The sequence below is a fragment of the Dolichospermum sp. FACHB-1091 genome (assembly GCF_014697585.1).
Taxonomy (GTDB): Bacteria; Cyanobacteriota; Cyanobacteriia; order Cyanobacteriales; family Nostocaceae; genus Dolichospermum.
Window position 1 is genome coordinate 26,057 of sequence record NZ_JACJSB010000004.1, and the last position, 25,673, is coordinate 51,729.

A 25,673-nucleotide genomic window follows, 5' to 3' on the forward strand; every position below is an offset into this window, starting at 1 on the left:
TGAGGAATAGGAAAAAGGAAAACTCTACATTACCTCCTTTTTACCTTCCTTTCTGCCCTTGGGGATTAATTTCCCCATCCCTACCCAATTAATATCTTTAAAAGCCAGAAGAGGCCAGACATGACAGTTCCAGACAACAAGAAGATTGTTGAAGAAAGAAAAGAACTAATTAAAGAAGTTCTCAAAGCTTACCCCGAAAAAGCTGCTAAAAAGCGCGAGAAGCACTTAAACGTTCACGAAGAAGGTAAAACCGATTGTGGTGTTAAATCTAACATCAAATCCTTACCCGGTGTAATGACCGCCCGTGGTTGTGCTTACGCAGGTTCTAAAGGTGTGGTTTGGGGTCCTATCAAGGACATGATCCACATCAGCCATGGTCCAGTTGGTTGCGGTTATTGGTCTTGGTCCGGTCGTCGTAACTACTACTTAGGTACAACAGGTGTTGATACCTTCGGTACTATGCACTTCACCTCCGACTTCCAAGAACGGGACATCGTATTTGGTGGTGACAAGAAACTCACTAAATTAATTGAAGAATTAGATGTATTATTCCCCTTAAATCGCGGGGTTTCTATTCAATCTGAATGTCCTATCGGTTTGATTGGTGATGACATCGAAGCAGTAGCTAAGAAGACATCTAAAACCATCGGTAAGCCAGTTATTCCCGTACGTTGCGAAGGTTTCCGTGGTGTGTCTCAATCATTAGGACACCACATTGCTAACGACATGATTCGTGACTGGGTATTCCCCAGAGCAGATCAAGGCAAGAAAGACGGTACACTCAAGTTTGAAGGTACTCCCTATGACGTAGCCATCATTGGTGACTATAACATCGGTGGTGACGCTTGGGCGAGCCGGATTTTATTAGAAGAAATCGGTTTGCGTGTTGTTGCACAATGGTCTGGTGACGGTACAATCAACGAAATGTTGATGACACCAAACGTGAAGATGAACCTCATCCACTGCTATCGTTCTATGAACTATATCAGCCGTCACATGGAAGAGGCTTATGGTATTCCCTGTCTAAACTATGATAATGTGTCTTAAATCTACCAGAATTTAGTCTATATATAACTTTGTTTAATTTGCTCATTGTTCTAAATGGACTAAATTTTAATCCAAATTTAAGATAATGAGAGAAAAAGGGTTAGAGGAAATTTTTACCGATTTTACACCACCAGCATCTACCGATGGCAGCTATTTAGGAACGCAGACACAAATGAAAGCTACTCGGCAACATCTGGAAGAGAAATTTCAACAAGGTTTAATAGATGTCAAATCTCGATTAAAAGCAGCTAAGATAAAAGTCGGACTAGTTGTTAGTGGAGGTACTATTCAGTTACAAGCGTCCTTACCTTTAAAACCTGGTGAAATTGATGTCAGAAAAACTGGGAGAAAACAATATAAACTTTCTTTAAATATTCCTGCTAATTTAGATGGTTTAAAAACAGCAGAAGAGGAAGCTCATGAGTTAGGTAAATTAATTGCTCGTAAACAGTTTACATGGAATGATAAATACTTAGGACAAACTACTGATCAATTTGAAGATCCAGTTAAAACTATTGGTGAAATATTGGCAGAATTTGAAACTCAATATTTTAAAACTCACAAACTCACAGAAAAAAGTAAACACACTTTTTCTTATTATATCAGTCATCTAAAAAGGCTAGTCGGATTGGATACAGTTTTGACGCAATCAGCAATAGATCAAAAATTGCAGGAGTTAAATAATGAGTATGCAAAGTACAGTACGATTAAAAGCTTAAAGATATTAAGATCAACACTTAACTTAACTAGCTTTACATTAGAAGGAATCAAAAATAAACAACCAAAAAGTCAACCCAGAGATATTCCTAGTGATGAGGATATAGTCAGATATTATCAATCATTTGCCAATTATGCACTGACGAGAAAAGGGACAATTAAAAGAGATTGTTTAACAAGTTGGAAAATGTGGCAATGGGTTTATGGAATGTTAGCTACTTATGGTTTACGTCCTAGAGAGTTATTTGTAAATCCTGATATTAGTTGGTGGTTTAATCCTGAAAATAAAGATCACACTTGGAAGGTACACCCTGATACTAAAACCGGATATCGGGAAGCTTTACCCTTATATCCCGAATGGGTTGAATTATTTGATTTAAAAAATTTAGAATGTTTAGAACTTTTAAATAGTCAAGTTTCTGGAAAAAGTAGTTATACAGAAATTAATACTATTCGAGTTAATTGTTCTTCATGGTTTCGACGTGTAGATATTCCCTTTAGTCCTTATGATTTGCGTCATGCTTGGGCAATTAGAGCGCATATTATGGCTGTACCAATTAAGGCTGCTGCTGATAATTTAGGACATTCTGTAGAAATTCATACAGAAATTTATCAAAAGTGGTTTAGTTTAGAAAACCGGAAAAAGGTAATTAAACAAGCTGTGGATAAAAAGGATGATATCGAAGCTATAAAACAAGAAAATCTCCAGTTAAAAGCTGAGATAAAACAGTTAAGACAAACTTTAGCAAAATATCAAATTGCTGAGGTATGGAAATAGACTATAGCAGTTCCCAAGCTCCTAGGGAATAGGGTATAAATTGGTGTGTACTTGATTAGATTGGGAAAATCTATAAACAGTATTCATCTATCAAGATGAAAAACTGTTGGAGATAAACAATTTTATTAATTTGGGAATTTTAAGCCAAGGTTAAGCAAATTTTGTGAATTAATTTGAGGTTATAATTAGTTTTTAGATGCAGAAACAATATTTTTTAATCTATAAATAAGCTGATTGAGAAATAGCAGAATCAAAAATCTTATATATGGATATTTTTCAGAATATAAATTTATATTCCCTGGTTAGAATATAACTTCTTTGGTCCTACCAAGATTGCTGCTTCTTTACGCGAAATTGCTTCTAAGTTTGATGCTAAGATTCAAGAAAACGCAGAGAAAGTAATCGCTAAATACCAACCTACCATGGATGCGATCGTTGCTAAATATCGCCCCCGTTTGGAAGGTAAGACAGTGGCTATGATGGTTGGTGGTTTACGTCCCCGTCACGTTGTTCCCGCTTTCCAAGACTTAGGAATGAAGATGATTGGTACTGGTTATGAGTTCGCTCATAATGACGACTATAAACGTACTACTCACTACATTGAAAACGGAACTATCGTTTATGACGACGTTACCGCTTACGAATTTGAAGAATTTATCAAAGCATTGAAACCAGACCTAGTTGCTTCTGGTGTGAAAGAGAAGTATGTCTTCCAAAAGATGGGTCTTCCTTTCCGTCAAATGCACTCTTGGGATTACTCCGAACTTGGTAATGTTGCTGGAAAGGTGCGTTAGTTTAAGGTTTTTTAGTTGGGGAATTAAGAGAGTTTAATTTTTAGACTAAATGGATTTTATTATGTTTAATAATAACATTGTTTGTGAATAACTGCAAGTAGTAAAAGTCCTATTATATCTGATTTTGAGATCGTTATTAATTTTTGGATTTTGGAGATTTTGTTAAATTTGATCAGTTTTCGTGGGTGGATTTTATTAGCCTAAATAGTAGGGTATGTTAGATTATTTGTCCAATGTACCCTAATAACTATTTTTTCCATTATTCTTGTGGATCATCTTCAGGAGGATGTAGACCACTTTCAACCCATCTTTGTCGAGATTTTCGTTCACAGGTTGCTCGTCCTTAGGAATGGCCATTTTCTTGAGCAGCAATAGTAGCGTTAATATAACTGAAAATGTCATCAAGTTCCCCTATTGCTTCTAATTCTATTGCTTCTTCTGGGGTAAGAGTATTCAATTTATTTTTATCAAGGAGTTCTTGCATTCGCTCCCCTAGTTTATCGGTAAATTTGAATAACATGAGGTTTTTAATACGCTTGATACAGATTCCTTCTGGTAGGAATTGGGAAGGTTTAATGAGTGTAGCTGTCATAGGTAGATTATTTTTAGTTTTCTTGATTTTATCATTGAATATTTGGGAAAGTGCGATCGCGCAAGCCCTCCGTAGGAATCGCTATCATTAATGTTTAAGGTTTACATCATTTTCTAGCTTTAGGGTGCGTCAGATTTTTAATTTATCTTTTTTTTACTAGGTTATAGCCATTCCCATTCAAGTGAGGTACAAGCAGTAATAATTGAACGCAGATGGACGCAGATAAACGCAGATAATTTTGTACTTCACCAGACTGGAAAACCCTATATCTGTCTGACGCACCCTACTGATAAATCCTAAAATCATGGATATCCCGATAGCAAAGCGTGGCGTTAGCCATTTCAGACAATTAATGCTACAATAAACCAATAACTACTTGGTATCATACCATGATGATTACTCAAGCGCTGGAATCACAAACTAATACCTTAGAAGATATATCAGAAGATATCATTTTCCCACCCAGTGACCTATATAGTGATGAACCTCCCGTGGAAACAGAACTGCATCTCGAACAAATAATGCTCTTAATAAAATCTCTCAAATGGTTATGGAAGGAGAGAACTGATTTTTATGCTGTCGGAAACCTAAGTATTTACTATAGTCCTCATCAAAAGAAATCAGAAGATGTGAGAGGTCCAGATTTTTTCGTAGTTTTAGGAACAGAAAGAAAAACTAGAAAAAGTTGGGTAGTGTGGGAAGAAAATGGCAAATATCCTCATGTCATTGTCGAAATTCTTTCACCAACTACAGCTAAAACTGATAGAGAAACTAAAAAACTACTTTATCAAGATACTTTCCGTACACCTGATTATTTCTGGTTTGATCCTTATACATTAGAATTTGCCGGATTTAATTTAATTAGTGGCAAATATCAACCCTTACAACCTAACGAAAAAGGACATTTATGGAGTGAAGAATTGGGTTTATACTTAGGGATTCATGAGGGTTTATTAAGATATTTTACATCATCAGGAGTTTTAGTTCCTACACCGGAAGAAAGCGCAGAGATGGAAGCAACAAGAGCAGCAATGGAAGCAGAAAAAGCGAAAATATCAAATGAAAAATCTCAAAGGTTAGCCGCAAAATTAAGAGAGTTAAATATTGATCCAGATACAATTTAAGCAAATCTCAAATCAAATTGTGTTTGCTTGAATCACCCCAACTTTGTATATTAGGAGTATTATTTTATGCCAATTATGACTATTAAAGATGTAGAAAAACTGCAAACTGCTATCAATGATGCAGGTTTAGATTACGATGTTGAATTAACAAACGGGAAAATTTCTATTGTGGGTCCATCAGATATTGTATCTAGCGAAATTGGTATTCTTTTTAGCCGACTATTAGCGAATTGGGTTTATCCCCGTCGTTTAGGAAGAGTATTTGATTCTGCGGGAGGTTTTATTTTACCTGATAGCAACTTAACCGCTCCCGATGTTTCTTTTGTCAGTGCTGCACGTCTGCGTCAAAGTCCCCGCTATTTTGGCGAACTTGTACCAGATTTAGTAGTAGAAATTAAATCTCAAAGTGATAGAATTAAAACATTAAAAAACAAGATTCTCAACTTAATCAAATTAGGTGCAATTATTGGAATTTTAATTGATCCTGATGAAGAAACAGTAACAGTTTATCGTTCTCAAGGTGAACCAATAGTTTTTCATAATGGCGATATTTTAACTTTACCAGAACTTTTTCCGGGTTGGGAATTAGCTGTTTCTGAATTATGGCCTCCTATTTTTACTGAAGAAGAAATAGAAGGCTTAACGGACAACAAGGGAATTGAAAAAAAGAATTAAAAAATCCAAACATTCCCTAAAATTTCACACCGATTTGACCATTAACTCCTCGCACAGAATTGTAACCAGCACCGATAAAAATATGATCGCTAGTGACTACTTGTACACCACCGGAAACAGCCACTCCTTGATCTTCCGAATACCAACCAATTCCGACATAAGGTGAAATAAATGGTAAACTCAAGAATTTTAAAAAATCTGCTCCCATAGCACCTTGAGGACCCCTTCCTACTTCAACACCAAAACCTAAAACCTTAACACCCGCACCATAGGTAACTTCACTATCTTTACTTCCCACCGTTACCCAAGGTTGTGGTAAAAGTTGAGCCGCAACCTGATGAGGAGTAAATATATTTAAGCAAGTTAGGGATGAAATGAGTATTTTGATCATCAATGCTTTTTTCATTTGTTTTCCTCCTCTACTACCGCTGATATCGTAACATTTTCATAAACATAATTAGAAATTTTTTGTGTTGTGTAGGTATAACTTAACATTTTCAGAGTCATGTTATAATTAACAAATAACTACTTGATATCATATCATGATGATTACTCAAGCGCCAGAATCTCCATCTCACGGATTAGAAGATATATCAGAAGAGATAATTTTCCCACCCAGTGACTTATATAGTGATGAACCTCCCGTGGAAACAGAACTGCATCTTGAACAAATAATGCTCTTAATAAAATCTCTCAAATGGTTATGGAAAGAGAGAAATGATTTTTATGCTGTAGGAAATCTCAGTATTTACTATAGTCCCCATCAAAAAAAATCAAAAGATGTTAGAGGCCCAGATTTTTTCGTAGTGTTAGGAACAGAAAGAAAAACTAGAAAAAGTTGGGTTGTGTGGGAAGAAAATGGTAAATATCCTAACCTGATTGTGGAAATTCTTTCACCAACCACAGCGAAAACTGACAGAGAAACTAAAAAAGAACTTTATCAAGATATTTTCCGCACACCTGAGTATTTTTGGTTTGATCCCTATACTTTAGAATTTGCAGGTTTTTATTTAATACATGGTAAATATCAACCTGTAGAACCTAATGAAAAGGGACATTTATGGAGTCAAGAATTAGGTTTATATTTAGGAATTGTTCAGGGTTTATTAAGGTATTTTACATCTACTGGATCTTTAGTTCCTACACCGGAAGAAAGTGCAGAATTTGAAACCCAAAGAGCAGCAATTGAAGCCCAAAGAGCAACAATTGAAGCTCAAAGAGCAGCAATTGAAGCCCAAAGAGCAACAATGTTTGATGAAAAAGCTCAACGGTTAGCAGCAAAGTTGCGAGAATTAAATATTGATCCAGATAGAATCTAATTTAGAATTTAGATCCCTGACTTCTTGAAAAAGTCGGGAATTTAGGGATTTAATTATAATCTAGTTTGTGGTAAAATTTCCTAATCAGAGATGAAATCTCTAAACTCACTTCTGCATTTATCTGTTGAGTAGAAAGAAGGAAACGCCTTTTTAGGGATTGAATACTACTAACTATTGGCTCATAAACCTGATAACTATTTTCCAGTTCACTTAGTAAAACTGACCCTTTTTGACTAGCTAGAAAATGCAGTAATTCTACTTCTGATAAATGCTACAATTAATTAGTAACGACAAACAGTAAACCTTATGTTACAAGTACAAATTAAATCTGATTCTCCCGACGTTGAAATCGTCCAAAACCTAATTAAAGGAGCTATTGAATCTGAGATTAAAAATTTACAAAGATCCTTAGAGAAAACTAATAAATTATTGCAAGAATTTGAAACAAAATATCAAGTTTCATCAGAATTTTTCTTGAGTAATTGGACAGCAGAAAACCTATCAGGAGGGGACGATGAATATGTAAGTTGGGCAGGAGAAATTAAAATTAAGGACAAATTAATTAATGCTTTACAAAAGTTGGATACTATAGAATATGTCACTCAACAATTACCAAGCTGATATTCTTGTCGTTATTCAAAAATACGTGAACCAAGGGTGGATTATATCCTTTAATTTCTCCTTAGATGCTAGATCAAACTATGTCGGGTTTATCCAGGGAAATTTAGAATTTTCACGGGGGAGTCGCTTATTTTTCAAAGAATATATTGATCTACAAGAATCATTAGAAAAGCTCTCTTATTCATTCCATTATCAAGATAATGAAAACAACTTAATATTTCGCTATGATAATGCAAAACACAAATTAACCACCGAATACCTCATCTTGTAAATCCTAAAATCCTGGAAATCCTGATATGGCTTGCGCCACGCTACGCTATCAGACAATTGACCACAGCGATCGCTCACCAATTAATCACCGTCAAATTAGCAACCTCATCCTGTAAATCCTGAAATCCTGGAAATCCTGATTCAGACAATTAACCACCGAATACCTCATCCTGTAAATCCTGATTCAGACAATTGACCACAGCGATCGCTCGAATTAACCACCGAATACCTCATCCTGAAAATCCTAAAATCCTGGAAATCCTGATATGGCTTGCGCCACGCTACGCTATCAGACAATTAATCACCGTCAAATTAGCAACCTCATCTGCAAACAGATCCCTCATCCTGAAAATCCTCATATAGCTTGCGCCACGCTATCAGATAAATGCTACAATTAATTATTAACGACAAACAGTAAACAAAATGGAAAGTAGAATAACTATTCATCCAGATATTTGCAATGGACGACCTATTATTACTAATACTCGAATTTCTGTACAAACAATTATGGAGTTTTTAGGTGCTGGTGATTCAATTGAGGAAATTCTGGAAGAGTACCCCTCTCTACAACGAGAAGATATTTATGCTTGTATTCAATTTGCAGCAAAGTTGATGGGGAATCACTACGAAGTGAGAAAAATCGCATGAATGGGTTTTTATTCGATGAAAATCTACCCGTGAAAATTCAATTTACCCCATCTTTACCCATTGTCCATGTTTCCATCTTAGGTGACAGTCCAAGTGATACCCAAATATGGCAGTATGCGAAAGAAAGAAAACTGGTAATTGTTACCAAAGATGCAGATTTTTCTGATCGCATAATGGTTGATTTACTCCCGCCTAAAGTAGTACATCTACGCTTTGGGAATGTGCGAAAACGTCAATTTCACTCACTCCTGTCCAGAGTTTGGCCAGAAATTGAAATTTTAGTGGCTGATCATCAGTTAATTAATATTTATTTGGATCAGATTGAAGCTTTTAAATAATTAATGTTTGATACTAGAAAGCGATCGCTTAAAATGATAAATCACATCCTGTAAGTTATCAGACAATTGACCACAGCGATCGCTCAAATTAACCACCGAATACCTCATCCTGTAAATCCTGAAATCCTGGAAATCCTGATATGGCTTGCGCCACGCTACGCTATCAGACAATGTACCACAGCGATCGCTCAAATTAACCACCGAATACCTCATCCTGTAAATCCTCATATAGCTTGCGCCACGCTATCAGATAAATGCTACAATTAATTAGTAACGACAAACAGTAAACCTTATGTTACAAGTACAAATTAAATCTGATTCTCCCGACGTTGAAATCGTCCAAAACCTAATTAAAGGAGCTATTGAATCTGAGATTAAAAATTTACAAAGATCCTTAGAGAAAACTAATAAATTATTGCAAGAATTTGAAACAAAATATCAAGTTTCATCAGAATTTTTCTTGACTAATTGGACAGCAGAAAACCTATCAGGAGGGGACGATGAATATGTAAGTTGGGCAGGAGAAATTAAAATTAAGGACAAATTAATTAATGCTTTACAAAAGTTGGATACTATAGAATATGTCACTCAACAATTACCAAGCTGATATTCTTGTCGTTATTCAAAAATACGTGAACCAAGGGTGGATTATATCCTTTAATTTCTCCTTAGATGCTAGATGAAACTATGTCGGGTTTATCCAGGGAAATTTAGAATTTTCACGGGGGAGTCGCTTATTTTTCAAAGAATATATTGATCTACAAGAATCATTAGAAAAGCTCTCTTATTCATTCCATTATCAAGATAATGAAAACAACTTAATATTTCGCTATGATAATGCAAAACACAAATTAACCACCGAATACCTCATCCTGTAAATCCTGAAATCCTGGAAATCCTGATATGGCTTGCGCCACGCTACGCTATCAGACAATTAACCGCCGGATACCTCATCCTGTAAATCCTGAAATCCTGGAAATCCTGATATGGCTTGCGCCACGCTACGCTATCAGACAATGTACCACAGCGATCGCTCACTAATTAATCACGTTTTCTTGTTCCATATCTTTTCTCGTTAACAGCATATTTTTACATTTCACAACAGGTCTAATGTAAAATATTAATCAACTATATCTTATCTTTCAGGAGTCCCAAATTATGCCGATCATGACTATTAAAGATGTAGAAAAACTGCAAACTGCTATCAATGATGCAGGTTTAGATTATGATATGGAATTAGAAAACGGGAGAATTTCTATTGTGGGTCCATCGGATATTGTATCTAGTGAAATTAGCAGTCGTTTAATTGCTTTCCTCTTTGCTTGGATAAATCCCCGTCGCTTAGGAAGAGTATTTGATTCTGCGGGAGGTTTTATTTTACCAGATAGTAATTTAACTGCTCCCGATGTTTCCTTTGTCCGTGCTGCAAGGTTACGTCAAAGTCCTCGTTATTTTGGTGAACTTGTACCTGATTTAGTAGTAGAAATTAAATCTCAAAGTGATAGAATTAAGACTTTAAAAAAGAAGATTCTCAATTTTATTAATTTGGGTGCTGTAGTCGGAATTTTAATTGATCCTGATGAAGAAACTGTTACAGTTTATCGCACATTAGGTGAACCAATTGTTTTTAGAAACAATGATATTTTAACTTTACCCGAACTTTTACCAGGTTGGGAATTGCCTATTTCTGAATTATGGCCTCCTGTTTTTACTGAGGAAGAAACACAGGAGTAATTTGTAGGTTGAGTTAAGCAACAGCATTTCATATCCCCGACTTCCGGGGGAAGTCGGCGGTTTATTTCATGTTTATTTTGGACTATAAGGCAGAGAAGAATGGTGTAGAATAATACGCAATTTACCATCACCACCTCTAATAAACTGCCAGGTTTTATCTACCGTTGTGACTTTACCTTTTTTATCAGTAATGTCAACATTACCCATAGTTGTAGCAGTATTACCGTCAATAAAAATACCAGCGTTGCGAATTTCCACTTTTCGCCATCCTTTGAGAGCAAAACCAGTATCTTGAGGGAAAGAGGAATCACCACCCACAAAATAAGACAAAGCTCCTTTGTGTGTTGTGCGGAAGGTCTGGTCTCCAGTTGTCAAGGTTGGCTTAAACAACACCAATCCCCACTGGTAAGCATATAATTCATCTATCACTTTCTCAGCCAATGTTCTAGCGGCGGCTATCCCCTCTTGATCATAGGTGGTGCTGATATTAACTAACGCATTACCCCAGGCTTTTTGGGCGGCCAGCACTTCAGACTCCGTAATGGATATATTAACTACTGATGTCTTAGGAGTTGATGAGACTGGCCTAGTGATGGTACTATTAACTTGACCATAAGCCATTGATGGCGCTGTCACCAACAATGTAACCAATAAGGCTATGGTAGCAGCAATTACAGAAAGATTGACTCGTAATTGTTTAATCGGATTGGTTTGCATATTAAGAGCAAGTTACAAAAGTTTTCAGTAACATCTAACCACGTTGTGCCAACCCAGTCAATAGTTACCATCAGTAATTACCATGCTATCATTTAATGATCTGAGAAATTGGGGATCTAGTTTGTCGGGTGAACAATGAAAAAAACAGAGGATTTTGCCTGAAAATAGGGATGTGCGGCGAAAATCCCCGCACCAATTTTTCGGTTTATTCTAGTTTATTCGTGGATAGTTACTTTGATCATTTTCACCGGAGTTTTGGGGCGATCGCCAGATCCTGTTGGAGTTGTTTCGATGGCTTTTAATACATCCATGCCTTCAGTAACTCGACCAAACACGGGATGCTTAGATTGACCGGGGGTAAACCAATCCAGATAGGAGTTGTGGACAGTGTTGATGAAAAACTGGCAACTACCACTATTAGGCCTCCCGGTATTAGCCATAGATAGAGTTCCCGGTTCATTAGAAAGTTTCCCATCTGCGGGATGCTCATCTTGAATACACCCATCAGGACTATTACCTGTTCCTGCACGGGGGGAGCTAGGATCTTTGCTGTAGGGACAACCAAACTGCACCATGAAGTTATTGATCACACGGTGGAAATGTAGCCCATCATAAAACCCACTTTTGGCCAATTTGATGAAATTTCCCGCCGTTATGGGCATAACATCGGTAAATAGCTCAAGAGTAATAGTACCAAGGGAAGTTTCCAGAGTTGCGGTGGGATTTGCCATGAATATTGAATTACCAATCTGTGTAATGGTTTACTTTATCGCTTCTAGTTTACCCAATATCTTGAAAATAAATAAGTTGGCATGAAAAATAAACTCTGTAAAGAAATGTAAAATCATTTTGATCTTTAATAGAGATATTTCATAGCCCCGACTTCTGGGAGAATTCGGGGATCTATTTCATATTTATTTTGGACTATAGGGCAGAGAAGAATGGTGTAGAATAATACGCAATTTCCCATCACCACCTCTAATAAACTGCCAGGTTTTATCTACTGTTGTCACTTTACCTGTTTTATCAGTTATGGAAACATTACCCATAGTGGTAGCAGTATTACCAACAATAAAAATACCAGCGTTGCGAATTTCCACCTTTCGCCATCCGTTGAGAGCAAAACCAGTATCTTTAGGGAAAGAGGAATCACCACCCACAAAATAAGACAAAGCTCCTTTGTGTGTTGTGCGGAAGGTCTGATCTCCAGTTGTTAAGGTAGGTTTAAACAACACCAATCCTGATTGATAAGCGTATAGTGTATCTATTATATCGTCAGCTAATTTCTTAGCAGCGGCCATTCCTTTCTCATCATAGGTAGTGCTGATATTAACCAATGCTTGACCCCAGGCTTTCTGAGCAGCCAGCACCTCAGCCTCAGTAATGGATATATTAACTACTGATGTCTTAGGAGTTGATGAGGCTGGCTTAGTGATGGTACGATTAACCTGACCATGAGCCATGGATGGCGCTGTCACCAACAAGGCTATAGTAGCAGTAGTTACAGAAAGATTGACTTGTAATTGTTTAATAAGATCGGTTTGCATATTAAGAGGAAGTATGAAAAAGGAAATTACGTTTTCCATAACATCTAACCACATTGTGCCAATCTAGTCCAATAACTACTATAACTACTATAAATAGTTACCATCAGTAATTACCATTCAAGTTAGGTACAATAAATCATAATTAAACGCAGATAAACGCAGATAAACACAGATGATTTGTTAATTAACCTTTTAATCAGGAAAAGCTAAACCGGTTCTAGGATCTCTGATATATAATCCTAGTGTTAAACTCCGCATGACTTCATCCCAAACAGGTATTAATTGCTCTGCTTGATCTGCCCAATAATCAAAGGTAATTAAACATTGAATATTAGAACCTAAACCAACACAAGTCCGAGAAAAAGCTTCCCTGGGTTCGGTTTGAGTATCAATAAATTTAATTTCACACCACATTATTTTAGCAGTTTGTCTTTTTACAGTTATAACTTCTCCTCTTTCAATCACATTACGACTATCATCTTCCATGATTTTTTTTAAAGTGTGTTTAAGGGGAAAAAGTGTCCAGTCATTAGGAGGTAAATGATTGTAAGATAACTCTAAACAACAGTCATCATCAGGTGGTTTTTTATCCATGAACTTGAAAGATTTTTCCTGTGGTTCAAATACCCAATTTTGGGGAACATTGAAGCGAACTGCACCCCTCCCAGCCACAAAAATCTTATAATCATCAGGTCCTTCCCAGTGATGGTCTGGGCTTAATTCTAGGGTTTCTTTAATCCATTGAAGATTGCTTTTTTTACGCTTGGCCATAATTTTAATAAGGGATTAAATTTTAGCTGACATTAATCGAATTTATTTGGGAAATGTGATTTTATGTTTCTGTTTCCAGTCCCACACTATCATACAGCATTTCTATGGGAAATTCAAATGCAATACTTGAGAAGGTGATTATGTCTCCCATTGTATATTGATAATAAAGCCATAATCTTCCTTCTCCTCGACAATAACGTTCAACAGAAATTTTTTCAGAATCAATCAAGATATATTCTTGTAAGGTGGGTATGGTGAGATAATATCTAAATTTTTCCCCTCTATCTTTACCGCTTGTACCGGGAGAAAGAACTTCAACAATTAATTTAGGATTTTGAATAAATTTACGGGTATTGATGTCTTCAGGGTGACAACTGACGATAAGATCAGGATAGAAGTATGGACCGTTAGAGGTAACTTGTACTTTTACATCTGATACATTGATTCGACAACCTCTAGGACGGAGGTGTGGACGTAAAGATGTGTAAAGATTTAGAGCAATATCATTATGGGGAATTGTATCACCTGTCATGGCGAAAACTTCACCGTTGATGTATTCATAGCGAATATCCTGGTCAAGTTCCCATGCAAGATATTCCTCAATGGTCATTTTTGCTGGTTGTTGGGCAATGGCTATCATATCAGGATTTTTATCGGTTTGTTTTGATTATAGCAATTGATAGGAAAATAGTTCTTAATCAGACCAAAGAATTGCAGCTAATCGTTCCTCAACTTCACAGATATAATCTGTCAACCCTGTATCAACTCCTCTTTCTCGTAGATGTTTTAAATTTGTCTCTTCCCAACATAGCTTTTCCCGTTCCATATCCTTTCCTGTGAGTTCTTCGACAACTACTTTTACATTTCTGATTCGTTCAGGTTCTTTCTCTAAAGTAGCACGTAATCTGTGAGACTCTATGGAAGGATCAAAACTCAATTTATTTTTGATTTCTTCTAGTATTTGTTCTTCTTGCTGATTTGATGGAATAAACCCATTTAAAACCCATGCTTCACGTTTTGGATCAGCAGCACCAATGATAATTTCTAATTTCGGCGTTTTATTAATATGTTCTGAACGTGCTTGTTCAATTCCTTCTTTACGTTCCGGTTGATTATCTAAATCACGAATAAATAAAACAGCTTTAATATGTCGTGTTTTTTGCAGAAACCGTACCAAATTAAGAACTTTAATAGATGCTGCTCCATCAGCTTTTAAAGGTATACTATGATGACCTATAAATCTAGAATGTTTATATTTTATTTGTGATTTTGCATCATCAATTATTTTTCTAATGTCTCTCCAACAAGAATGTTGTGTTCCTTCCTCTAACCCAGTCCACTGAAAATGATATTGAAGACTATCATCATCTAACCAATCGAATTTTTCTTGTAAAACTCGCTCGGCTAATTTAGTAGCTGTTCTGGCATCTGCACCACTTTCAACTATGACAATAAACTCAATCACAGACTTCTCCTTCTGTTACCCAATCTTCACCTTCAGCATCCCAAAATTCACCTGTTGTCAAGGTTTCTTTTGCCCATTCTACATCAGGATGTTCATCCAAACGTTTGGACATTGTGAAACCTGATTTACTGTTATTTAAGATGTGAACTTGAGAAGGAGTAAGTGCATCAATAATATAAGGGGAATGAGTAGAGAAAATAATTTGCAAGTTGGGATTTTCTGCGATGATTTCTTTAAACACAGTCATTAACTCCCGTTGTGCTTGAGGATGAAGTCCCTGTTCCACATCATCTAATAAAACTAAATTAGGTTGATTAGGATTCATTAGTACAGTTAATAATCCTAATGTTAACATTGTTCCTTCGCTAATTGCATGGGCTGGAATACGTTCACCTGTATTCATGTCTAGTACCACCTCTTGTCCTGTCATTTCCTGAGTTTCTTCATAGGAAATAGATTTACCATCTACTTCGATTAAACGTTTGCGAATGACTGGAACTTTTGCTCGTTTTATGCCAACTTTGCGGACATTTGGGACAATTCGACTCAGTTTTTCTTCTATTAATTGAAATTTATCTGGTGCTTCATCACGCAAAAAATCTAAGGTTGGTGCTAATAATGAACCATCAAACTCAACTCTCGGTGTAATTTCTTCACTGTAAGCTGCTTTGGCAAGGTTGCTGGCAATTAATTTTAGGTAAACAGTATGTCTTAAAGATTTGCGAATTGCATCTGGAGAATCACTTAAAGAACTTAACCATCCTTCTAAAGCATTTTCTTTTCCATTTATTTTCCATGATGCTGTGGGATGCCAATAATCATTATTTTCTTGTTTCCAATTATAGGCAGATTGCCAATTTTGGCGATTTTTGTAACCCCAAAAACCACTAGCAGTAACAGACATATTTCTTTCCCCCATTGTTGTCAGAAATTCAGGTGATTTATCATACTGAAAAATATTTTTAAATGGTGAAGCGGCAAGCCTACTAAGATTATGTAATGCTTGGAGAACTGTTGTTTTACCAGCACTGTTTTTGCCTACAAGTCCATGTAATCGGGAATTATCGAAATTGAGTTCTGTTGATTTATGGCTTTTGAAATTATGAAGGATTAGTTTTTCTAGCATATTTTTATAGATCACAATAACTCAGGAATATGTTCATTTTCATAATTTTCAATTAATGCACCAATGACTTCCATAAGAGATGCGAGAGGATGGGTTTCATCTTCACCAATTTGATCAATAAGAGAATCAAGTATATTAACCAAGTATTCATATTCTGCTTCTGTGTGAGGGACAAAAACATTTTCGGCAATGGATGACCAAGCGGTAATAGTTTGATTGATGTTTAAACTTTGCATTATTCTTTCCATTTTCCTTGATCGTATTCTGGATGAGTTAATACAGCACGAATATAGATTTTTCGGCGGTTGTAATGAATTGCAGCAATGAGTCTAATTTTGTTACCACCAATGTTAAATACTGTCAATTTACCAACTTGATCTGCTGATGGAAACATTTCCCGGAGTTCTACAAATGAGGTAAATTCATTTTCCTTGACTAATTGATACCACTGAGCTAGAGAATTTTTTGTATCTGGATAGATTTTAGCAAATTCATTCAGTCGTTTACGAGTAATAACGTGCATCTAAAAAACCCTGATGTCTTAATAATTCTATCATCTTTCCATATTTAGGATATTTGAGATTTTGGTGCGATCGCTCTTTGGGATTTGGAAGAGTGCGATCTCACAAATAAAGAAAGAGCTTTAGGAATTAGGAGTCAATCAGCTAAACTCTTGCTGAACCTCTTGTAAAAGATGAACAGTTTCTAGTTGATCTTCTGTACTGCCAGTTGCTTGAAAAACTTTAATTGCTTCCAGAAAGGCTTCAATTGCCTTGTCATATTGGGACATAGCACGATAAGTGCCTCCCAGATTGCGCCAAACCCAGCCTTCTCTGACAAGAACTCCTGCTAATTTAGAAGCCAGGATTGCTCTTTGATAAGCATCAATAGCCTCATTATACTGAGTAATCGTAAAATAAAGTGTACCAATGTTATTAAGTACCCATACCTGTTCCCTTAGATTCCCTGTCTTCTGGAAAATAGTTAATGCTTGGTTGAACAATTTGAGGGATTCAGCATATTCTTCCATAGACATATAAGTCGAACCAAGATTTGTATAGGCATTAGCCTCTTGATAAAGATTACCTGAATCTTTAGCACTTTTTAAAATGTCTTGATATGTTTGTAGTTGATCTTGAAAACTATCGGTTAAATTCATAGAAGCACGAATTTTAAAGTACCTTAAACAACTGTATTCATAATATCATCAAATTACATTAGGATTTTAATCATCAATCCTCAATCCAAGCGTTTCACCTTCCCAACTACCTATCGCTTCTTCTAAAAATCTACGAGAATATCCTAATTCTTCTTTCAACCACCTGTCATGGCGAAAACTTCGCCGTTGATGTATTGTATTCATAGCGAATATCCTGGTCAAGTTCCCATGCAAGATATTCCTCAATGGTCATTTTTGCCGGTTGTTGAGGAATGGCTATCATATCAGGATTTTTATCAATTCAGGATTTTTATCAATTTGTTTTGATTATAGCAACTTACAAAAATATCCAATCAAAAAAAGCGAGGAAGTCAAACTTCCCCGCATGAGTAAAATCAATCAACTAAGTTATTGTTTGTGAAAAATCCGAGTCTAAGTAATAAGCCCAGATTAAACAGTAACAATGAAATCACTAGCAACCAAAGTAGGAGCACCAAGGATACTTACAGATGCAAACTCACCACCAGTACCAAAACCAGCAGCACTACCATTTTGGTTATAGGAGAGGCTACCGAAGACTGCGTTATAAACAATTAGAGCGCTGCTTGTTGCTGCGTCAGCATCATCTGTAACAACTGCAAAGTCTGAGGCCACACTAAATCCGGCACCAGCAACACTGGTTAGAGCCGTAAATACTGTCTTGCTCAAAACTATCTTGTCACCGGCGCTAAAGTCAGCGATGTTGTCTAAACCATAAGCTGCACTGAAAGCTGCAGTGCCATTGAATACGAACTGGTCATTACCAGCACTACCAATTAACTGGTCAGTACCCAAACCACCAACAAGGGTGTCATCACCGGCAGCACCAACAAGGGTGTCATTACCAGCACCACCGTCTAAGCGGTTGTTAAGAGTATTACCGATGAGACGGTCATTACCCAAACCACCAATGGCGTTTTCAATGGCATCTACCGCAGTTAATGTGATTTTTGTAGTACCCACAACGGTTTGAGCAGTGGTGACACCCAAATTCACACGAGCAGCTAATGTAGTACTAGCAAAGCTAATGGTATCTATACCAGAGGCATCCCTAATGATGTCGTTACCTAGTGCATTGGCAGTTGCAGTGGCAGTGAAGAGATAAGTATCATTACCTGCACCACCATCAAGATTGTCATCACCTAAACCACCAATGAGGGTGTCATTACCAGCACCACCAATGAGGGTGTCATTACCATCAGCACCATTAAGCTGGTTATTACCACTGTTACCTGTAACGGTGTTATTAGCGGTGTTACCTGTACCATTAACATTGGCAGTTCCAGTTAGGGTTAGGTTTGTTTTTGTTGTCGCTAATGTAGCAGTAGCAGCAGAGTTAACGGTATCAGCGATAGTTACTGTGCCAGTAACGAAGGGGATAGTTGCACCAACGGGGTTACTTAATGTGACGGTGAATTTTTCATCCGCTTCAGCAGTTGTATCAGATGTAGTCTTAAAGGTGATAGTCTTGCTGGTCTGCCCTGGAGTAAAGGTGAGTGTGCCGCTGAGTGCGTTACCAGGAGCAGCACTGTAGTCAGTACCAGCAGTAGCAGTACCAGCAGTGGTAGCGTAGTTAACTGTTACAGCAGTAGTACTAGCTTCATTCAGAGTCACTCTCACCACAGCATCTGTTCCCTCTACCACAGTTACATCACTGATGCTCAATCTTCTGGGTATGTTAAGAGGAGTGTCTAGTCTCAATAGAGCGACTTCAGTTCCATCTACTTGACCGGGGGTTCTGCTGCCGGCAACGAAAGGAAAATCGTTGTCGTTTGTTACCAGAATGGTATTTTTGTCAACGATAGTGAAAGCTTCAACGTTTTGGAATGGCAATTTAAAGCTGGTTGAACCATCACCATTCAAGTCATTGGGGTCTTGAATGTCTAATAGGTTAGCGACTTCTTGCTTGATGAGAAAGCCATTTGCGTCTACCTGGGTCAAGTTAATTTTATAAATCCTTTTGAATTCAGCAGCAGCCCCAGTTAAGCGGTCTTTTTCAATGACCAAGTATTCATTATCATTGATAGCTGTCAAGTCATTGATTGACTGGGAGTTAGAAGTCTTCTCCAGTTTATATTTGTATTGTGTGCCGAAGGTTTTGCTGGTTAAGTCAAATTCGTAGACACGGATAATATCGTTGGTAGCACTGTCACCAGTAACGGGACCTTCCAAAGCGGTGATGAGCTTGGTCTTGCTGGTATTGATTGCTGTACTTTCCAACCCTCTAGAACCTAAGTTAGCTGGGTTTGTAGGACTAACGCTGGGGTTTTGGGGAGCGAAGACGTTAGGTACAGCAATGGGAGCTTCTAGCAACTTACCAGTAGCATCAAAGTGCAATAGGTAAGGACCGAACTCGTCTCCCACCCAGATTGTGCCGTCTTTATCAAAGACGAATGACTCGATATCAAAGTCAGCACCTGTTAAGTTTCTCTCAGGAGTGTTTTCGTTAACCAGAGTGAAGTTAGGAATGTTAATCTTCCTGTCTGGGTCGCGGTATTGAATAGAGTTCAAGAACTGGACACTACCACCTGTAGGATTTGTCGCTGTTTTTAAGTTTGGGTTAACTTGGTAAGCACGTAACAAAAAGTCGGCACTGTTAGTTTTTTGACCATAACCGTTATCTGGTTGAAACCAGTAAGTGCCATTGTTACCAACTTGCATGGAACTGAAACCACCAAGGGGCAGACCAAGAGTAGTGAAAGGTACGGTGACACCATTGGTATTACCAGTAATTTGACCACCGGATGTAAATGTGTCCCAAAAGACGCTACTGGAGTAGGTTGCAGCCGGAAAGGAAGAGAAGCCGGTTAGTGTTGTAGGCATATTATATTAAGAATTTTTTTGTTGATTTCGTTTTTACGTGCCAGTTCAGTTTTTTAATTACATTACCCGTCAGGTCAGAAACCAGGTTTTTATTCCCACAGGGGGTCTAACCTAAAACTTGAGCAACCATGCTCTGAAAATCTTTCTTGACAAGGAACAAAAGATATAAAAACTCGTCATTGGGTCTTTGGAGACTGTAGTTGAGCTATTATCTCTTCTTCGATACAAGAACTAGGTACAGCATGAGACACTCAGTTTTGATTGGACGATTAAGTAACAAAGAACTAATCTGAACAGTTAAGATATTGGCACTGGAAGGTTAACAATAAAATAAGCAAAGTACAATAAATGGTTAAGTTTATGCGTTGCATCATGCAAATATGAATTATGTTTCGCTTTAAATTTGATAATCTATATCAGCAATGCCTATTTATTAAATAAGTATATGTATTTGCGATTATTAGCGATTAATTTACGCATCCTAATTCAAGCTTAGATAATACTTATATATTTTGTTATAAGTAAGCTTTGCCGCAGCTAAATTGTAGAATCCTAATATGGCTAAATCTTGTGGTGCAGGCATACAACGGCCAAGCTCAGTACAAGTAATGCCCGCTATAATTACACAAATTAAATGCAGTACAGCTTATATCAATTTATAAGCAAACTTAACTATTTTTATAAACCATTTCCATTCTCAACTTTTCCACCTCAATCTTCAACCGTTCATTCTCCATTTTCAACCCCGTATTTTCATCCTTAATCAACTCAACTTCATGCCGTTTATTCAAAGCCTGATTAATTGCTAATTTCCGCATATCTAAAGAAAACCAACGTTGATAAGTTTTCGTGTGAATTTCCACACTATGACCCAAATTATCCGCCGCAGCCTTAATAGGAATGCCCAAAATATGCGCTCGAATTGCCCAACCATGACGTAAATCATAGGGTTTAAAATCCAAACCAATTTTTCTAAACCACCAACTCACCCTTTGGATTAAAGCCGTGATTTCTGCATGATTATTCTGGTCTTTTTTACTGATTTCTCTAGCTAACATTTGCAAATATTTAGGATTTCTTAAATCAAATTCATCAATCCATTCTTTATATAAAGGTAAAGCTTCTCTTTCCCCAGTTTTACAGTTTTTATCAACCTTCCAAGTTAAATCTATATTTTCATCACTTAACCACCAATCAATATGAGGATTAACAAAAAGCTCACGGGGACGTAAACCAAAAACCGCCAACATTCCATAGATCCAACGCCAAAGTTGCCAACTATCTTTGACATCTTGATTAACTTGTTTACCTCTGTTATTTAGATATTCATCAAACTTGTAAAATCCAGTAACTATTTCTTTATCAGTGGGAATATTGCGAGAATTACTTTCAGGAACTTTAGCATAATTAGTTAAATTAATTTCAATTTTAAAAACTTGACAAAATACAGAAATAGCGCGAACAGCATTATATTTAGCCCATTCCTTATCTATTTTATCAATTGCATTAATCAAATTTTGCCCATTAGCCAAATCATTGGCATTTGTATAACGTTTAATTCGGGAAAAATAATAGAAAAAAGTATGTTCACTTTTAGTAGTGCGTTTATGGCTTTTAAAATATTCATCTTCAAATTTTGCTAATAACTTACCAATAGTTATTAACTCTTTTTTAATACCTTCATTTCCTAAATTTCCCAAATATTTATCATTCCAAATAAAGGTTTTTCTAGCAATTAACTTACCCAATTCATAAGCCTCTTCCTCCGCAGTTTTCAGTCCTGATAAATTTGCTGGAATATTTAAACTGAGATTGTATTGTTTTTTTCCCGTTCTTCTGATATCTGCATCACCTGGTTTAATAGGTAAAGTTGCCCGTAATTGCAGACATCCATTTGATTCTCGGATTGTTACTCTGGTTTTTGCAGACTTCAAACGCAGATTTACCTGCTGTATTTCCTGTGCTAAGTTTGTTTTCATGTTTTGCGAGAGTTACAAATAAACCTCTCCCCCTACCCCTCTCCTCTTAGGAGAGGGGGGAAAATCTCTTTCTAGGGAAGGGGTTGGGGTGAAGTCTGTTTAGTTTATATTTACTAGAAAAATAAATATGTCTCATGCAAACATAGTTTCTCCCTAACTTTTTCACGCTTTCGACCAGAAATAAAAATTGGCTGATAGATCAAATGTATAAATCCGGGTCACGCAGAGAATCAGAACCTTTATCTTATATTTAGTGCAATTTTGGACGATATTTATGATGATTATAAATTATGAATTTGACTAGCTTTAATTACTTCCTCAACTGTAACATTTAACTCAGAAAAGGTAGGAGAAATAATTTTTTCTGTTCCTGTAAATGCTTTAACTTGGTATTTTCCGTCAATTAATTCATAAACAAATATTGTTGGTAATTTAGGATTTCCTAAATAACTTCGAGAAGCGATTGCTAAATAATCCACTATCCAATATTCTTTAATTCCCAGATTTTCATATTCTTCTAATTTATCAATATAGTCATCTTCCCAATTTGTTGATGTTAATTCTACTGCTAATTGAATCGCGTCAATTAAAGCTCCATAAGTTGTGACATTAGAGTTCCATAAAGATGCACTGACTACGCTCACATCTGGGTTTCTTCCTCTTTGATCGCCCCTATTGGTAACTGTTCTAATGACAATATCTTTATCTACAATATAATCAAGTTGTAACCGCCGAATTTCATCATTAAAACCAAACATTAAATATCGGGCTACATTTTTACGCGCTCTAATTGCTTCCACTTTAACAATTTCTCCATTTACTAATTCATAAATACCATCATCGGGACGTTGTTGTAAGAATTGTCCAAAGTCTAATTTTGTTAAGGTCGTGATGGTCATAATGTCCTCACTAAGCTTTGCTAAAATAGCATTATAGCACTTGTCAGAATCAGGATGTGCTGGATTTGAGGATTTACAGGATTAGGTATCGGCAATATAATAGACATCTCCAAAAAAGAATGTAGAGCCGAGAATCCCTACCCAGGTCACGTCTCTACAAGGGTTCTAGGAAACGCATATTTAATTTCTGGAGATGTCTAATATAGGAATCCGGTTTGATTCTGTGAATTTACTTGTGTGGTCAGGGAACAGGAAACTCTTAACTGGAAGAAAGACAGAATTGATACCTACTGAGTCAGGGCTACGCCACGCAAGCTATCAAAAATCAAATATTATTCCTATATAAATCTTATGTATTAAATTTAAATTTTAAATTTTTGGCGTATATCTGCCTTCATCGGAGATTCTGCTTTACCGGTGGGTTCAGAAAGGTTAGTAATGATCGCCAATGTTACAAAATATTTCTAACTTCAGAGTTAAAAAACTACCTATGCTATACTGACCGTGTTTTTCACTTAAACTGCTTGTTGGGTTTTAATGTCACCCTTATGAGAAGAGTGATGTGTGTCCGTGTTTAACCGTAATTTCGGAATCACAACTTTGTAACTTAACCTTGAGGTAACGATGAAAAGACTGTTGACAATTCTCATAATTTTACTGTTGTTAGCTTATCCTACCAATAACGCAGATGCGGCAACTGGCACTACTGATTCTAAGCCTGGTTGCGAATATGCAGTACCCCTCGACATTAATCAAACTGATTATGTTGGGCATCCATTTCAGAATCCAGAATCTATTAAGCCCGAAAAGGACTCAAAGACATTAAAGACAACCCTGACGGTCAAATATGCACAAAACAAAATTGCTGACTGTCAGGTTAACCTTCGTTCTTACAATGGCAAGTTAGTCGGTCCTACTTTGCGAGCAAAACCAGGAGATACGCTGGAGATTACACTGGTTAATGATTTGCCTCCCAACCCAACTTCTTCAGATCACGTTTCAGATCACGTTACCGCTAAAATGTCATCTAAAATCTCATCTCCAGATTGCTCATACGAGCTAGAAACCACGACCAACAATATAAATATACCACACAACTTCAATACTACTAATTTTCATACCCATGGTCTTCATGTTGATCCAGGCAGTTGTAGTGACAACGTTTTACGAGTGATGAATCCGAGGAAACAAGACGGAGACCCTGCACCAGAGTATGCTATTAAAGTTAAAATCCCTGAAGATCATCCGTCGGGAACCTTTTGGTATCACTCTCATGTTCATGGCTCAACAGCATTACAAGTCTCTAGTGGTATGGTTGGAGCATTAATTATTGAAGGTGGTGGACTAGATAAAATCCCAGAAATTGCCAAGGCCAAAGAACAAGTATTTATGTTCGAGGAAATTGCCTATGATAACAACGGTGTAATAGAAAATTATGATGTGTTTGGACCTAAAAAATGGCAAGAATCAGGGCGCTTTATCACGATTAATGGTCAGATCATGCCAAAAATTACAATGCGACCAGGAGAAGTACAACGTTGGCGTTTTATTCACGGAGGTATCAGAGAAAGTATCAACTTAGAATTACGAGAGCAGTATACTGATCAACAGATTCCACTTCATGAAATTGCTGTTGATGGTATTCCTTTAGGAAAGCTCGACTCTTGGAATAATGATCCTGTTGAGCTTGAATCTGGTTATCGCAGTGATGTACTTGTTCAAGCCAAACAATTATTACCTGGACAACAAAGTCAAGAGTATGTCCTAATTGACAAACCCACCAATGCTAACGAATCTTTGTTAGGAGTTCCAGAGCGAAAACATATCTTAGCTACAGTGATTGTTAAAGGTGAACCATTGAATATGTCTTTACCTACTAAATATAGATTAGCTAAAGCTAAAAAAGATGATGCACCTGAAGATATCCGTGATGATGAATTAAGGAGAGATCAACATCAAGTTGTTTCTTTTAACATTGACCCTCTCAAAAAACCAACCGAATACCAAGTTAATGGTCAACCTTTTGATCCTAAACAAGTCCGATATCTGCAACTTAATCAAGCTGAAGAATGGAAATTAGAATCACTACTCGCTAACCATCCATTCCATATTCATGTCAATCCCTTTCAATATGATCGTATAGGACCTGATGGAAATCAAGAGCGTATTTGGCGAGATACACTACTAGTTACCACGAAAAATCCTCTAAGGATTCGTTCTCGTTATACTAAGTTTACAGGCGAGTTTGTTTTACACTGTCATATTCTGGATCATGAAGATAACGGTATGATGCAAAGTGTTAAAATTTCAGACCCTTTGAAGGAGACATAAATAAAATAGACCTCTCCGTAAATTCAGATTTTTTTTTGGAGATGTCTAATGTCAATGAAATAGGTATCTGCGGTAACTAAATCTGCATAAACTCAAACCCTTGTAGGGACAACTCATTTATGAGTTGTCCCTACAATTTTTTTTCGGAGATATCTATTAA

28 protein-coding genes and 3 pseudogenes are annotated in these 25,673 nt (G+C 36.8%); 14 read left to right on the top strand and 17 right to left on the bottom strand.

Going from position 1 to position 25,673, the window contains the following annotated elements; translation table 11 throughout:
* Positions 1-120 precede the first annotated feature (120 nt).
* The 3 genes and pseudogenes from H6G25_RS03360 to H6G25_RS03370 all read left to right on the top strand — a co-directional run.
* Positions 121-1,035: pseudogene (locus H6G25_RS03360) on the top strand (nitrogenase component 1); the annotation flags it as partial.
* A 97-nt stretch (positions 1,036-1,132) separates the two neighbouring features.
* Entirely contained in the window at positions 1,133-2,542 is a 1,410-nt protein-coding gene (locus H6G25_RS03365) for a site-specific integrase (protein WP_190391267.1), read from the top strand.
* A 293-nt stretch (positions 2,543-2,835) separates the two neighbouring features.
* Positions 2,836-3,306, top strand: a pseudogene (locus H6G25_RS03370) (nitrogenase component 1); the annotation flags it as partial.
* A 373-nt stretch (positions 3,307-3,679) separates the two neighbouring features.
* Here the strand turns inward: H6G25_RS03370 and H6G25_RS03375 are convergent.
* Positions 3,680-3,928, bottom strand: a complete 249-nt coding sequence (locus H6G25_RS03375) for a hypothetical protein (protein WP_190391268.1) — start codon at positions 3,926-3,928, stop codon at positions 3,680-3,682.
* A gap of 389 nt (positions 3,929-4,317) precedes the next feature.
* On the opposite strand from H6G25_RS03375, the gene H6G25_RS03380 reads away from it, so the two are divergent.
* Together H6G25_RS03380 and H6G25_RS03385 are read left to right on the top strand one after the other, a co-directional pair.
* Entirely contained in the window at positions 4,318-5,052 is a 735-nt protein-coding gene (locus tag H6G25_RS03380) for a Uma2 family endonuclease (RefSeq protein ID WP_190391269.1), read from the top strand.
* Between the two features lie 66 nt (positions 5,053-5,118).
* Positions 5,119-5,727, top strand: coding sequence for a Uma2 family endonuclease (locus tag H6G25_RS03385; RefSeq protein ID WP_190391270.1), 609 nt, complete (start codon positions 5,119-5,121; stop codon positions 5,725-5,727).
* A 16-nt stretch (positions 5,728-5,743) separates the two neighbouring features.
* On the opposite strand, the gene H6G25_RS03390 is transcribed toward H6G25_RS03385, so the two are convergent.
* Positions 5,744-6,133 carry a hypothetical protein gene (locus H6G25_RS03390; protein ID WP_190391271.1) on the bottom strand — a complete coding sequence of 130 codons (390 nt, stop codon included), beginning with the start codon at positions 6,131-6,133 and terminating at the stop codon, positions 5,744-5,746.
* Positions 6,134-6,269: 136 nt separating this feature from the next.
* Here H6G25_RS03390 and H6G25_RS03395 point away from each other — a divergent pair, with 136 nt between their 5' ends.
* The 5 genes from H6G25_RS03395 (at position 6,270) to H6G25_RS03415 (ending at position 8,923) form a co-directional block, all read left to right on the top strand.
* A complete protein-coding gene (locus H6G25_RS03395; RefSeq protein ID WP_190391272.1) occupies positions 6,270-7,046 on the top strand; it encodes a Uma2 family endonuclease in 777 nt (258 codons plus the stop codon).
* A 306-nt stretch (positions 7,047-7,352) separates the two neighbouring features.
* Positions 7,353-7,667, top strand: a complete 315-nt coding sequence (locus H6G25_RS03400) for a hypothetical protein (protein ID WP_190391273.1) — start codon at positions 7,353-7,355, stop codon at positions 7,665-7,667.
* The gene (locus H6G25_RS03405) at positions 7,642-7,938 is read left to right on the top strand and encodes a DUF6516 family protein (protein ID WP_199319648.1); all 297 of its coding nucleotides are present in this window, start codon (positions 7,642-7,644) and stop codon (positions 7,936-7,938) included. The genes H6G25_RS03400 and H6G25_RS03405 overlap by 26 nt, the downstream gene beginning before the upstream one ends.
* Before the next feature lie 422 nt (positions 7,939-8,360).
* Positions 8,361-8,585, top strand: coding sequence for a DUF433 domain-containing protein (locus H6G25_RS03410; RefSeq protein ID WP_039201637.1), 225 nt, complete (start codon positions 8,361-8,363; stop codon positions 8,583-8,585).
* Positions 8,582-8,923 carry a DUF5615 family PIN-like protein gene (locus H6G25_RS03415; RefSeq protein ID WP_190391274.1) on the top strand — a complete coding sequence of 114 codons (342 nt, stop codon included), beginning with the start codon at positions 8,582-8,584 and terminating at the stop codon, positions 8,921-8,923. The genes H6G25_RS03410 and H6G25_RS03415 overlap by 4 nt, the downstream gene beginning before the upstream one ends.
* Here the strand turns inward: H6G25_RS03415 and H6G25_RS03420 are convergent, their stop codons facing one another.
* Complete coding sequence (locus H6G25_RS03420) at positions 8,924-9,136, bottom strand: hypothetical protein (protein WP_190391275.1); 213 nt, start codon at positions 9,134-9,136, stop codon at positions 8,924-8,926.
* A 79-nt stretch (positions 9,137-9,215) separates the two neighbouring features.
* On the opposite strand from H6G25_RS03420, the gene H6G25_RS03425 reads away from it, so the two are divergent.
* The 3 genes from H6G25_RS03425 (at position 9,216) to H6G25_RS03435 (ending at position 10,657) form a co-directional block, all read left to right on the top strand.
* The gene (locus H6G25_RS03425; protein WP_168358372.1) at positions 9,216-9,530 is read left to right on the top strand and encodes a hypothetical protein; all 315 of its coding nucleotides are present in this window, start codon (positions 9,216-9,218) and stop codon (positions 9,528-9,530) included.
* 296 nt (positions 9,531-9,826) lie between these two features.
* Positions 9,827-9,964, top strand: a complete 138-nt coding sequence (locus H6G25_RS03430; protein ID WP_190391276.1) for a hypothetical protein — start codon at positions 9,827-9,829, stop codon at positions 9,962-9,964.
* 117 nt (positions 9,965-10,081) lie between these two features.
* Complete coding sequence (locus H6G25_RS03435; protein WP_190391277.1) at positions 10,082-10,657, top strand: Uma2 family endonuclease; 576 nt, start codon at positions 10,082-10,084, stop codon at positions 10,655-10,657.
* 72 nt (positions 10,658-10,729) lie between these two features.
* Here the strand turns inward: H6G25_RS03435 and H6G25_RS03440 are convergent, their stop codons facing one another.
* The 14 genes and pseudogenes from H6G25_RS03440 to H6G25_RS03505 form a co-directional block, all read right to left on the bottom strand.
* Positions 10,730-11,374 (bottom strand): hypothetical protein, encoded by a 645-nt coding sequence (locus H6G25_RS03440; protein ID WP_190391278.1) that lies wholly within the window; start codon positions 11,372-11,374, stop codon positions 10,730-10,732.
* A 215-nt stretch (positions 11,375-11,589) separates the two neighbouring features.
* Positions 11,590-12,105 carry a peptidylprolyl isomerase gene (locus H6G25_RS03445; RefSeq protein WP_190391279.1) on the bottom strand — a complete coding sequence of 172 codons (516 nt, stop codon included), beginning with the start codon at positions 12,103-12,105 and terminating at the stop codon, positions 11,590-11,592.
* A 183-nt stretch (positions 12,106-12,288) separates the two neighbouring features.
* The gene (locus H6G25_RS03450) at positions 12,289-12,921 is read right to left on the bottom strand and encodes a hypothetical protein (protein ID WP_190391280.1); all 633 of its coding nucleotides are present in this window, start codon (positions 12,919-12,921) and stop codon (positions 12,289-12,291) included.
* Positions 12,922-13,113: 192 nt separating this feature from the next.
* Entirely contained in the window at positions 13,114-13,692 is a 579-nt protein-coding gene (locus H6G25_RS03455) for a hypothetical protein (RefSeq protein WP_190391281.1), read from the bottom strand.
* A gap of 61 nt (positions 13,693-13,753) precedes the next feature.
* On the bottom strand, positions 13,754-14,332 hold the full coding sequence (locus H6G25_RS03460) for a Uma2 family endonuclease (protein WP_190391282.1): 579 nt from the start codon (positions 14,330-14,332) through the stop codon (positions 13,754-13,756).
* A gap of 54 nt (positions 14,333-14,386) precedes the next feature.
* Entirely contained in the window at positions 14,387-15,157 is a 771-nt protein-coding gene (locus H6G25_RS03465; protein ID WP_190391283.1) for a hypothetical protein, read from the bottom strand.
* Positions 15,150-16,283, bottom strand: a complete 1,134-nt coding sequence (locus H6G25_RS03470; RefSeq protein WP_190391284.1) for an AAA family ATPase — start codon at positions 16,281-16,283, stop codon at positions 15,150-15,152. The genes H6G25_RS03465 and H6G25_RS03470 overlap by 8 nt, the downstream gene beginning before the upstream one ends.
* A gap of 11 nt (positions 16,284-16,294) precedes the next feature.
* Positions 16,295-16,519: a hypothetical protein gene (locus H6G25_RS03475; RefSeq protein WP_190391285.1), complete on the bottom strand. Its 225-nt coding sequence runs from the start codon at positions 16,517-16,519 to the stop codon at positions 16,295-16,297.
* Positions 16,519-16,806 carry a type II toxin-antitoxin system HigB family toxin gene (locus H6G25_RS03480; RefSeq protein ID WP_190391286.1) on the bottom strand — a complete coding sequence of 96 codons (288 nt, stop codon included), beginning with the start codon at positions 16,804-16,806 and terminating at the stop codon, positions 16,519-16,521. The genes H6G25_RS03475 and H6G25_RS03480 overlap by 1 nt, the downstream gene beginning before the upstream one ends.
* A gap of 138 nt (positions 16,807-16,944) precedes the next feature.
* Complete coding sequence (locus H6G25_RS03485) at positions 16,945-17,442, bottom strand: tetratricopeptide repeat protein (protein ID WP_190391287.1); 498 nt, start codon at positions 17,440-17,442, stop codon at positions 16,945-16,947.
* A 158-nt stretch (positions 17,443-17,600) separates the two neighbouring features.
* A pseudogene (locus H6G25_RS21010) lies at positions 17,601-17,725 on the bottom strand (Uma2 family endonuclease); the annotation flags it as partial.
* A 167-nt stretch (positions 17,726-17,892) separates the two neighbouring features.
* A complete protein-coding gene (locus H6G25_RS03495; RefSeq protein WP_190391289.1) occupies positions 17,893-20,304 on the bottom strand; it encodes an esterase-like activity of phytase family protein in 2,412 nt (803 codons plus the stop codon).
* A 668-nt stretch (positions 20,305-20,972) separates the two neighbouring features.
* On the bottom strand, positions 20,973-22,283 hold the full coding sequence (locus tag H6G25_RS03500) for a site-specific integrase (protein ID WP_190391290.1): 1,311 nt from the start codon (positions 22,281-22,283) through the stop codon (positions 20,973-20,975).
* Between the two features lie 281 nt (positions 22,284-22,564).
* A complete protein-coding gene (locus tag H6G25_RS03505) occupies positions 22,565-23,182 on the bottom strand; it encodes a Uma2 family endonuclease (protein WP_190391291.1) in 618 nt (205 codons plus the stop codon).
* A gap of 624 nt (positions 23,183-23,806) precedes the next feature.
* On the opposite strand from H6G25_RS03505, the gene H6G25_RS03510 reads away from it, so the two are divergent.
* Complete coding sequence (locus H6G25_RS03510; RefSeq protein WP_190391292.1) at positions 23,807-25,513, top strand: multicopper oxidase domain-containing protein; 1,707 nt, start codon at positions 23,807-23,809, stop codon at positions 25,511-25,513.
* Positions 25,514-25,673 lie beyond the last annotated feature (160 nt).

Coding starts and splice junctions, on each gene's coding strand:
- H6G25_RS03480 (WP_190391286.1), bottom strand. CDS start 16,806: ATGCACGTTATTACTCGTAAACGACTGAATGAATTTGCTAAAATCTAT.
- H6G25_RS03430 (WP_190391276.1), top strand. CDS start 9,827: ATGGCTTGCGCCACGCTACGCTATCAGACAATTAACCGCCGGATACCT.
- H6G25_RS03470 (WP_190391284.1), bottom strand. CDS start 16,283: ATGCTAGAAAAACTAATCCTTCATAATTTCAAAAGCCATAAATCAACA.
- H6G25_RS03385 (WP_190391270.1), top strand. CDS start 5,119: ATGCCAATTATGACTATTAAAGATGTAGAAAAACTGCAAACTGCTATC.
- H6G25_RS03505 (WP_190391291.1), bottom strand. CDS start 23,182: ATGACCATCACGACCTTAACAAAATTAGACTTTGGACAATTCTTACAA.
- H6G25_RS03510 (WP_190391292.1), top strand. CDS start 23,807: ATGAAAAGACTGTTGACAATTCTCATAATTTTACTGTTGTTAGCTTAT.
- H6G25_RS03415 (WP_190391274.1), top strand. CDS start 8,582: ATGAATGGGTTTTTATTCGATGAAAATCTACCCGTGAAAATTCAATTT.
- H6G25_RS03445 (WP_190391279.1), bottom strand. CDS start 12,105: ATGGCAAATCCCACCGCAACTCTGGAAACTTCCCTTGGTACTATTACT.
- H6G25_RS03410 (WP_039201637.1), top strand. CDS start 8,361: ATGGAAAGTAGAATAACTATTCATCCAGATATTTGCAATGGACGACCT.
- H6G25_RS03420 (WP_190391275.1), bottom strand. CDS start 9,136: ATGAGGTATTCGGTGGTTAATTTGAGCGATCGCTGTGGTACATTGTCT.
- H6G25_RS03405 (WP_199319648.1), top strand. CDS start 7,642: ATGTCACTCAACAATTACCAAGCTGATATTCTTGTCGTTATTCAAAAA.
- H6G25_RS03375 (WP_190391268.1), bottom strand. CDS start 3,928: ATGACAGCTACACTCATTAAACCTTCCCAATTCCTACCAGAAGGAATC.
- H6G25_RS03400 (WP_190391273.1), top strand. CDS start 7,353: ATGTTACAAGTACAAATTAAATCTGATTCTCCCGACGTTGAAATCGTC.
- H6G25_RS03395 (WP_190391272.1), top strand. CDS start 6,270: ATGATGATTACTCAAGCGCCAGAATCTCCATCTCACGGATTAGAAGAT.
- H6G25_RS03425 (WP_168358372.1), top strand. CDS start 9,216: ATGTTACAAGTACAAATTAAATCTGATTCTCCCGACGTTGAAATCGTC.
- H6G25_RS03390 (WP_190391271.1), bottom strand. CDS start 6,133: ATGAAAAAAGCATTGATGATCAAAATACTCATTTCATCCCTAACTTGC.
- H6G25_RS03485 (WP_190391287.1), bottom strand. CDS start 17,442: ATGAATTTAACCGATAGTTTTCAAGATCAACTACAAACATATCAAGAC.
- H6G25_RS03435 (WP_190391277.1), top strand. CDS start 10,082: ATGCCGATCATGACTATTAAAGATGTAGAAAAACTGCAAACTGCTATC.
- H6G25_RS03450 (WP_190391280.1), bottom strand. CDS start 12,921: ATGCAAACCGATCTTATTAAACAATTACAAGTCAATCTTTCTGTAACT.
- H6G25_RS03460 (WP_190391282.1), bottom strand. CDS start 14,332: ATGATAGCCATTGCCCAACAACCAGCAAAAATGACCATTGAGGAATAT.
- H6G25_RS03380 (WP_190391269.1), top strand. CDS start 4,318: ATGATGATTACTCAAGCGCTGGAATCACAAACTAATACCTTAGAAGAT.
- H6G25_RS03365 (WP_190391267.1), top strand. CDS start 1,133: ATGAGAGAAAAAGGGTTAGAGGAAATTTTTACCGATTTTACACCACCA.
- H6G25_RS03500 (WP_190391290.1), bottom strand. CDS start 22,283: ATGAAAACAAACTTAGCACAGGAAATACAGCAGGTAAATCTGCGTTTG.
- H6G25_RS03495 (WP_190391289.1), bottom strand. CDS start 20,304: ATGCCTACAACACTAACCGGCTTCTCTTCCTTTCCGGCTGCAACCTAC.
- H6G25_RS03440 (WP_190391278.1), bottom strand. CDS start 11,374: ATGCAAACCAATCCGATTAAACAATTACGAGTCAATCTTTCTGTAATT.
- H6G25_RS03475 (WP_190391285.1), bottom strand. CDS start 16,519: ATGCAAAGTTTAAACATCAATCAAACTATTACCGCTTGGTCATCCATT.
- H6G25_RS03455 (WP_190391281.1), bottom strand. CDS start 13,692: ATGGCCAAGCGTAAAAAAAGCAATCTTCAATGGATTAAAGAAACCCTA.